The 3,833-nt window shown below is 42.7% G+C and carries 4 protein-coding genes; all 4 read left to right on the top strand.

The window, feature by feature from the left end; genetic code table 11:
* A partial coding sequence (locus IBX40_11825; protein MBE0525001.1) for a virulence RhuM family protein occupies positions 1 to 587 on the top strand: 587 nt, incomplete at its 5' end.
* Between the two features lie 163 nt (positions 588 to 750).
* On the top strand, positions 751 to 981 hold the full coding sequence (locus IBX40_11820) for a hypothetical protein (protein MBE0525000.1): 231 nt from the start codon (positions 751 to 753) through the stop codon (positions 979 to 981).
* On the top strand, positions 978 to 1,403 hold the full coding sequence (locus IBX40_11815) for a type II toxin-antitoxin system VapC family toxin (GenBank protein MBE0524999.1): 426 nt from the start codon (positions 978 to 980) through the stop codon (positions 1,401 to 1,403). Before IBX40_11820 ends, IBX40_11815 begins: the two co-directional genes overlap by 4 nt.
* Before the next feature lie 200 nt (positions 1,404 to 1,603).
* On the top strand, positions 1,604 to 3,833 hold a 2,230-nt coding region (locus IBX40_11810), incomplete at its 3' end, for a type I restriction endonuclease subunit R (GenBank protein ID MBE0524998.1).

The raw sequence follows: 3,833 nt of genomic DNA, 5'->3' as shown, positions 1-3,833 counted from the left end.
TACTCGAAGAAATCCGGGATATCCGTTCCAGTGAGCGGATGTTGTATCAGAAAATTACTGATATTTATGCAACTTCCATTGACTATTCGCCAAAAGCAGAGGATACGAAACAGTTCTTTGCAACGGTACAGAATAAACTGCACTTTGCCATTACCGGACAGACCGCCGCGGAAATTGTAACCGAACGAGCCAGGAGCGACAAGCCAAATATGGGATTGACATCGTGGCGAAAAGGACCTGACGGTAAAATCATGCCAGGTGATGTTGCCATAGCAAAAAACTATCTTGACAAAACTGAACTTGATCATTTGAACCGTATAGTCACCATGTATCTTGACTATGCGGAATTACAGGCGGTTCGTAATAAGCCAATGTCCATGAAAGACTGGACTGAAAAACTGAACGCCTTCCTGAAGTTCAGTGAATACGAAATACTCACCAATGCCGGACAGATCAGTCATGAAGTTGCTCTGGCTCTGGCAAGCAAAGAATACGAAACATTCAAGAAAATTCAGGATACAAATTACATTTCCGATTTTGACAAAGAGGTAAGGCGTATTAAGGAGGACAAGGATGACTACAAATAAAATCACCGAATCCGCCATAGAGGAGTTAGCAATCGAACTCCTCGAAAAACTGCGGGATAGGCTGCTGCCGAAATTAATGAGCGATAAAGTTAGAGAAAAGTATTTGGGGTTATGACATTTATGATATACTTGTACAATATGACTGATAAACAGGAGGTGCAAAATGCTTGCAGTGAAAGGTGTTTATAAGGACGGAATAGTGATTATTCGGGAGAAGATAAAAACAGAAAAGCCGGTTAATGTGATAATAACATTTTTGGAAGACGTAAAGGTACCGGTTGAAGAAAAACTTGATATGAGCAAATTCTCGTTTAATAAAGCCAGGAAGCTGTTGAAAGGTTATGAGGGGTCGTTAAGCGATGCAATTATTGAAGAGCGCAGGAGCGCTGTATGAAAGCATTTCTTGATACCTCTTCTCTCATTAAGCTATACCACACGGAGGTAGGGTCTGATTTTGTAATGAATGCTATTTCCCAGGATATCAGAGAAATTTTCCTTTCAGAGCTTGCAATTTTGGAATTCCGTTCTGCCTTATGGAAGAAAATGAGAGAAAAGGAGATCAAGGAAAATACCGCCATCGAAGTTATCAAATGTTTTCAAAATGATGGTGATAATTTTCATTGGATAATGCTGCAATCTGATATTGTCGAATCAGCTTCATACTTGTTGATGAAATATGGCAATCGTGGTTTGAGGACCCTGGATTCACTTCAATTAGCAGCAGCCTTAACTTTGAGGGATGAGGAATGTGTTTTTCTTACCTCAGATAAGTTATTGCAGACTTTTTTTAAAGAGGAACAACTTAACATTTTGTAACAATGAATCTAATCACTGAAAGCAACATAGTAACCTTCGCCATCGAATTACTAAAGAAATTGAGCTGGCAACATTTCCACGTCCTGTCCATCACCCTGGTGCCGAGTATGCTGAGAAGGAACTTGATGAATCGACAACTATCGAGGATTTCTCGATAGTTCATTTTGAAAAATAAATGCAGCGAATAACGGGCAAAAAAGATGACGACGAATAAGATCACCGAATCCGACATCGAAAAATTCGCCATCGAACTCCTCGAAAAACAGGGATACAGGTACATCTATGCTCCCGACATTGCCCCGGATAGCAACACACCGGAACGGAACCGATTTGAAGATGTCATCCTCGTAGAGCGCCTGCGAAAAGCTGTCGGCCGAATTAACCCAAAGATTCCTGCTGATGTGAGAGAAGATGCCATCAAGCAGATACAGCGCCTCAATTCTCCTGAACTTATCGCTAACAACGAGGCGTTTCACAGGATGCTTACCGAAGGCATAAAGGTGAGTTATCAGAAAGACGGAGCCGACAGGGGCGATCTTGTCTGGCTTGTAGATTTTAACAATCCAGAAAACAACGAATTTCTTGTCAACAATCAATTCACTGTTGTAGAAAATAATGTTAACAAACGCCCAGACATCATTCTTTTTGTTAACGGTCTGCCTCTGGTGGTTATCGAACTAAAAAACCCTGCTGACGAGAACGCAACCGTAAGGTCGGCCTTCAGACAGTTCCAGACCTATAAACAGGCAATCCCCGGCATGTTTGCCTATAATGGTTTCATGGTCATCTCTGATGGTCTTGAGGCAAAATCAGGTTCTCTTTCCGCAGGTTTTAGCCGCTTTATGGCATGGAAAAGCTCAGACGGAAAGGTTGAAGCCTCGCCTTTAATTGGTCAGTTGGAAACTCTCATTAAAGGGATGCTGAATAAAACAACTCTCTTAGACCTTATCCGCCATTTCATTGTATTTGAAAAATCGAAAAAAGAAGACAAAGACACTGGCATTATTACTATTCAAACCGTAAAGAAGCTCGCTACCTATCATCAATACTATGCTGTTAACCGTGCGGTAGAATCCACACTCAGGGCATCGGGTTATTCTTCGGCAGAAGATTGGCAAATTTTCGGTCTACATTATGACCCTCCTGAAAGTTATGACTTGCCAGGGGTGAAAAAACAACCCTTTGGAGACCGAAAAGGGGGCGTGGTCTGGCACACGCAGGGAAGCGGTAAGTCCCTTTCCATGGTTTTTTACACAGGCAAAATCGTCCTGGTAATGGACAACCCTACAGTAGTGATGATCACTGACCGCAACGATTTAGACGACCAGCTTTTTGATACTTTTGCAGCTTCAAAGCAACTGCTCAGGCAGGAACCTATCCAGGCAGAAAACAGAGACCATTTAAAAGAACTACTAAACGTCGCATCGGGCGGCGTAGTGTTTACCACCATCCAGAAGTTCCAGCCCGAAGAAGGAAACGTTTTCCCGAAACTATCAGACCGGAAAAACATCATTGTGATAGCTGATGAAGCGCACCGGACACAATACGGCTTCAAGGCAAAAACCATTGATATCAAAGATGAAAAGGGAAACGTAATTGGTAAAAGAATCGTTTACGGTTTTGCGAAATACACACGCGACGCCCTGCCCAATGCCACATATCTGGGTTTCACCGGTACGCCGATAGAAAAAACTGACGTGAACACGCCTGCTGTTTTCGGCAATTATGTTGATATTTATGATATAGCCCAGGCTGTTGAGGATGGCGCCACGGTAAAGATCTATTATGAGAGCAGGTTGGCAAAAATAACTCTCAGTAAGGAAGGTAAAAAACTGGTTGCAGAACTGGATGAAGAACTGGAAAAAGCAGACCTTGCAGATACCCAGAAAGCCAAAGCGAAATGGACACAACTGGAAGCCTTGATTGGTAGCGAAGACCGAATGAGGCAGATTTCACAGGATATTGTAACTCATTTCGAACTACGACAGGAAGTGTTTGAAGGTAAGGGAATGATTGTTGCCATGTCCCGAAGGATAGCCGCCGATCTATATGATGAGATAATTAAGATCAGGCCGCAGTGGCATAATGATGACCTTAAGAAAGGCGAGATCAAGATTGTGATGACTTCCGCATCTTCTGACGGAGCCAAAATATCAAAACATCATACCACAAAAGATCAGAGAAGAACTCTGGCAGAACGGATGAAAGACCCGGAAGACGAATTGAAACTGGTCATTGTTCGGGATATGTGGCTCACTGGTTTTGATGTGCCCTCTCTGCATACGATGTACATTGACAAGCCAATGAAAGGCCATACTCTTATTCAGGCAATTTCGCGTGTGAACAGGGTCTATAAGGACAAGCCGGGTGGTCTTGTTGTTGATTATCTGGGAATAGCTTCCGACCTGAAAGAAGCCTTATCATTCTATT

The sequence above is a fragment of the Methanosarcinales archaeon genome (assembly GCA_014859725.1).
GTDB lineage: Archaea > Halobacteriota > Methanosarcinia > Methanosarcinales > Methanocomedenaceae > Kmv04.
This window is presented reverse-complemented; position numbering and strand designations above follow the sequence as displayed.